The 5,525-nt window shown below is 26.4% G+C and carries 5 protein-coding genes; 3 read left to right on the forward strand and 2 right to left on the reverse strand.

Annotation, left to right across the window (positions count from 1 at the left end; translation table 11 throughout):
• Positions 1-80: 80 nt before the first annotated feature.
• Together EO083_RS10080 and EO083_RS09580 are read left to right on the forward strand one after the other, a co-directional pair.
• Complete coding sequence (locus tag EO083_RS10080; RefSeq protein WP_241230036.1) at positions 81-461, forward strand: hypothetical protein; 381 nt, start codon at positions 81-83, stop codon at positions 459-461.
• A gap of 120 nt (positions 462-581) precedes the next feature.
• Positions 582-809, forward strand: a complete 228-nt coding sequence (locus EO083_RS09580) for a hypothetical protein (protein WP_126994215.1) — start codon at positions 582-584, stop codon at positions 807-809.
• Between the two features lie 455 nt (positions 810-1,264).
• Here EO083_RS09580 and EO083_RS09585 read toward each other — a convergent pair whose 3' ends face one another.
• Complete coding sequence (locus EO083_RS09585) at positions 1,265-2,200, reverse strand: 5'-nucleotidase, lipoprotein e(P4) family (protein WP_126994217.1); 936 nt, start codon at positions 2,198-2,200, stop codon at positions 1,265-1,267.
• 193 nt (positions 2,201-2,393) lie between these two features.
• Here EO083_RS09585 and EO083_RS09590 point away from each other — a divergent pair, with 193 nt between their 5' ends.
• Complete coding sequence (locus EO083_RS09590) at positions 2,394-3,608, forward strand: MFS transporter (RefSeq protein WP_241230037.1); 1,215 nt, start codon at positions 2,394-2,396, stop codon at positions 3,606-3,608.
• A gap of 323 nt (positions 3,609-3,931) precedes the next feature.
• Here the strand turns inward: EO083_RS09590 and EO083_RS09595 are convergent, their stop codons facing one another.
• The gene (locus EO083_RS09595; RefSeq protein WP_126994219.1) at positions 3,932-5,326 is read right to left on the reverse strand and encodes a COG1470 family protein; all 1,395 of its coding nucleotides are present in this window, start codon (positions 5,324-5,326) and stop codon (positions 3,932-3,934) included.
• Positions 5,327-5,525 lie beyond the last annotated feature (199 nt).

A 5,525-nucleotide genomic window follows, 5' to 3' on the forward strand; every position in this document is an offset into this window, starting at 1 on the left:
TTGAAATTACATAACACTATTTACTTTTCAATGACCAATTTATACTTTTTACTAAACTAATTATACGAGGAGGTAATTTTATGAAAATTTTATTTAAATACAAACATTGGATGTTTATTCAGATTATATTCTTAGCTATAGGAATTTTATATGTTTTTATTTTTAAAGCAATGGGTATAAAACCAGAAGGTTATGTAATAGGAGGATTAGCTGTTAGTTTACATTTCATATCTGATCCAAATGAATGGGCAATACCATTATTAATGTTGATGTTGGCAGATATAGCTTTTAACATAGAGTACATAGAAGGAACATTCGTAACACATTTATTAAGTGGCAAAAGTAGAAAGAAATGGATGATAAATAGACTCATCAACTTTTATCTTTTTGTAGTTTTACAATTCTTTATATCATTTGTTATTATAACAATTGGTGTTGGAATAATAATTGGGTTCGCTTGATATTAAGAAAGAAGATATGGAATTTCTAAAATTAATCTCTTCAACAATTTTAAATATTTTGAAAACATTATCTTTTGTATCATTTGCTGTATTAATAACAACATTTTTCCTGGAAAACTAATGTTAGGAAGTATTATATCAGCAGGATTAATTTTTGTAATAACAAGTATTGCAAACCTTATTACTTTAATGTTTCCTGAAAATATAATATTAAAGACTATCTCAGATATGATATGGTTAATAGATTCAAAGCAATCATTCTTTTATGCACTAATTTGGATTGCGATGTTTTCAATATTGTCTTTAAGACGTATTGATAAAATTGAGATAGCAAATCACGGAAGTTAATAGAAGAGCGACAGCAGAATATCAAGAGTATTCCAAAAAAGTAAAAATTCCATATTTTTTTAAAAAAGTAAAAAATAAAATAATTTAGGAGCAGGCAAAACTATAATAAAACGCTTGCTCCTATATTTTTTAAAAGTTTTATTTAAGGAAACAGTTCTATTTAAAAATAAATGAAAAACTTTGGTAATAGAAAGTAACTTATAGATCTCGTCAAAAAATAATATATTGTTTTAAAAATTATTATAGTGCAAATATTTATTTTCCAGTTTCTTTTTCGAAGGAAATGTTTATCAAAAATATATATGCAATATAATGTTTCTTATATTGCATCTGTTTTTTCCAGGAAAATTTTGTTACTATAGAACCCTTTTATAACACAATAACAAACAAAAACGGGCTTTGGTATATACCAAAGCCCTTTCATTATTACACATATTTTATTTTTTATTTAGAAATTATTTTTGAGGTCTCCATCTTATAAGATTTTCTTTCCTAACTTTACTCTTTTCTTCAGGAGACATTCCCCAATTATACTTATATACTGCTCCTTCCCAATCTCCATAGATTGGATTCGGAAGTATTATAAATTTTGTCCCCCATTTATCTTTCATTTTATCTACAAGTTCATTTCTTTCAGATGTTGTCTTATGCCTAAATACAGATGAAAAGTCATTCAAATTATCACCAATAAGAAGAACTATTCTGTAATTTTCTGCTACCATTTGTCTTCTTGGTTCTTTGTCAGAAGTTGTAGATTTAGTTAATACGTGCTTTTCATCCGCAAATGGAAAACCAAGATTTTTAAGGTTTTCAATAGTTGCTTTTTTCAAACTATCGCTTCTATTAGTAATGTAAAATACTTCTCCATTGTTTTTTGCTACATAATTTAGAAATTCTAATGCTCCTGGAATAGGTGTAGCAAGTTTTGCTTCACACCATTCATTCCAACCAATTGGATAAGCATTATTTGTATCAATTGTTCCAGCATCATATGGAGAATTATCAAGTACTGTCTCATCAACATCAACAATTACTGCCCGCTTCAAAGTTGACTCTTCTTTTAAATCCATATCATAAAGAATTTTTGCAAAATTATATGCTTGATATGCAAGCGCTCGCGCTTCTCCTGCGTTTTGGTACCATAGAGCAGCCATTACTAATTGTTCATTTAGATCTTTTTGCGTATATTGAGGAGTTAATCTTAACCTTTGACCTACTATTATCAAATCAGGATTTTTAAGATTATTATATTTTACCAACTCTTCAACTGTTAAACCTGTTTCTTTTGCAATTTTTGACAACGTATCCCCTTTTTGAACAATGTAGTATTCACCAGCAAATAATAATGAAATAGATAGAAGAATAGCAAAAATCACCAAAAACTTTTTCATAACTAATCCCTCCTTCCATATAAATGTGGTAATATCATAACATAACTATAGTTAAATATTTAAGAATAAAAAAAGAAGATAAGTGCAAATAATAGAAGTTCAAAAGATTTTTTTAACTATAAATCCCAATTGTAAAAATATTTCTTAAATTATATGATATAATTTTTTCATCAAAAATAGGAGGAGAAATTATATGGAAATAAATATTGAAAGAAAAAACTTCTTTGCTTTTATATGGCATGCTATATTTCTTGCTTTTGCTTCCTCTTTTATTGAAATAAATACAGTTGTTCCATCACTGATTTTAAAAGCCGGTGGTTCTGAATTTATTGTTGGACTTGTAACAGGCATAACAGTTGGAACTCCACTTATAGCTCAACTTTTATTTGCTAGTTTATTAGTTTCAAAGCCTCTAAAAAAACCATATCTTTTAATTGGAATATATCTTAGAATTTCTTCACTTTTTCTAATTGCTCTTGTTCTTTCAGTACATTTTACAAATAAATTTGTTTTACTTTTTACAATTCTTGGCCTTACAATTTTTTCTTTTAGTGGAGTTTTTGCAGGTGTCAGCTATACTGACTTACTTGGAAAATCAATTTCAAAAGAAAATCTAAGAAAATTTATGAGTACTAGACAAATATTAAGAAGTATTTTTGCCTTAACAGGAGCTTTTACCGCAAAAATTGTACTAAATGCCTTTGGATATCCTGTAAACTATGCTGTTATGTTTTATATTTCTTCTTTCTCACTTTTTATTGCTTCAATTGGTTTTTGGTTAATTAAAGAAGAAAAAATATCATTTCATAAGAAATTCCCCTCATTTATTAATGTTTTTAAAAATATCCCAAAATACCTTTTAAATGATAAAAATTTACTAAATTATGTTATTTTCAATAATCTTACCGGTTTTGGGCTAATTATTATTCCATTTTATGTCACCCTGGCAAAAAATTCATTCGCTTTAGATAATAAAATTGTTGGAAATTTTTTGTTTTTGCAAATGTTTGGAATTATTTTAGCTAGTTTCCTTTGGAAAAAATTATTGCATAACAAAGGATTTAAAAACGTTCTAAAATATTGCATTATGATAGGAAGTATTACACCGATTCTTGCATTAATTTTAAGTAATTTTTCCTCAAAGATTTATTCTATCGTTTTTCTAACTTCTGGATTCACTTTAAGTGCTAGGCAAATGTCATTTGAAGGGCTATTAATAGAAATAAGCAATAGTGAGAACCGTGCGTTATACGTAGGTATTTCAGGAGCATTAAATATCGTTACTGCTATTCTACCATTAATTATTGGAATTATATTGAAAATTACCGGTTATGAAATAATATTTTTGTCAGTTTCAGTTTTTATAGTTTTAAGCCTAACTTTTTTAAATAGAATAGAAGAAAAGTAACAAATAAAAATTTAGGACCTTTAAAAAATCATTTCTTAAATACAACTAATCAATAGTAAAACATTTATAGTTTAACACTTGATGTACACATCGATTTCATTAATTTTTAGTTTCTCAATAAAAGATTTTTACACACCTTAAAACATTTTTTTATTATCTATTTTTCAAATTAATACTCCATCCATTTAATTACCTCATACTCTTTAATATATCTCCACTTTCCATGTATTTAAAAGAATAAAAAAAGAAATGATATATTAAATAAAAAAACATGGCTTCAAAAATATACTGAAGCCATGTCATTAATCTAGATTATATTTTAATTAAGGAACTATAATATTTATAAATAATTCACGTATAATATCTTTACCTGATAAATCTTTACTAATTGCAACAATTTTAACAACATAATTTCCAGAAGGAGCAGAGTTATTAAAAATAGTAAACATAATTGGATTAGTTATATCACTTGTATCTATATTAATTTCCTCAGGGGAAATAGAAAAACCTGTAGGTGTACTATTATCATGATTAACAATTGTAAATTCTATAATTCCATTAAAATCAGATTTTGGAGTAATTTTAATAAAAGTATTAACTGAACTAGCATTTTCAATAACATAGTAATTATTAATAAAATAATTTGAATCAACTAAATCTATTGTAAATCCATAATCTGTATGTTGAATACCTATAACTTCAACTATAATAAATACATATCTTACTATCGTTGAATCTTCATTGATTGCTTTAATCCTTAGATTATATGTCCCGGTTGTTACTGTTGACGCTACTGAAATCACCATTGTAAAGTTTACTGGATTTTCATCTGGAATATTAATTATCGCTGGTGCTATATTTATTCCTTCTGGTGCTGCTCCACCTTCCAATGTCTCTAATTCAAACCTTACATTTCCACTAAATCCATTCTCTGGCGTTACTGTTATTTGCATTTTTCCTGAATTCCCTTGCTCTATGTTCAATTGTCCTGTGTTGCTTGTTAACGTAAATGATGGTTCGTTACCCTCTATAACATTTATAACAAAGTCACTCTTTTTAATTAACCCAAATTTTTCGCTTATAGCAACTAATTTTAAATTATATTTTCCAATCGTTATGTTTGGATTAACTTTCAACTTTAAAAAAGTTGACGTTGATTCTTTTTCGATCATAACATAAGATGGCTCTACTGTAACATAAGAAAATGGCAGGCCCTTTTCATCTTCAAAATAAAGTTTTATATCATCATTAAACTCATTATAAGATTTTATACCTAATAAAATTTCAGTTTCTGAATCTCGTGTTATATTTATCGAGGTTGCATATGGAATTATTTCAATATCCCTTATTGATACATTCAAATTTACATTCTTCGTACTATTACCAGTTCTAGCTTTTAAGTTTAATGAATAATTACCTGGTAGAATATTATCTTTCTTTTCAATCTTTAATGAGATTTTTTTCACTGATATTACATCTATTACAACATTTGTTGAATTATTTAATGTGAAATTATTATCATCAAGAGAAAATTCAACTTTTCCTTTAAAACCATTAACAGGAGAAACAATAAGGTCTATATTTTCAAAATTCTTTCCTACCATCTCAATTGATATATTATCTGGTGCAATCAAAACCGTTGGTGAAAAATTTACACATCCTGTCAAGGCTAATACAATGATTATCAAAGCTAAAAAATTAAATTTATATAATTTCATAAAAGCCCCCCCATTTTCAAAATATTAATTTCTTTCCGACTATTTATTATAACATATATTTTTACTAAGATTTATATTTGAAAGTAAAAATTTAAAAAAAATTAAAATAGTTTAGTTTTTATTTTAGACCCTGGCCAAAGTAAAAAATAGGTTAAATTAGAATATAAAAAAAGGGCTACACCTGCTAAAATTGTTTTTG

This window comes from Thermosipho globiformans (genome assembly GCF_003990895.1).
Lineage (GTDB): Bacteria > Thermotogota > Thermotogae > Thermotogales > Fervidobacteriaceae > Thermosipho > Thermosipho japonicus.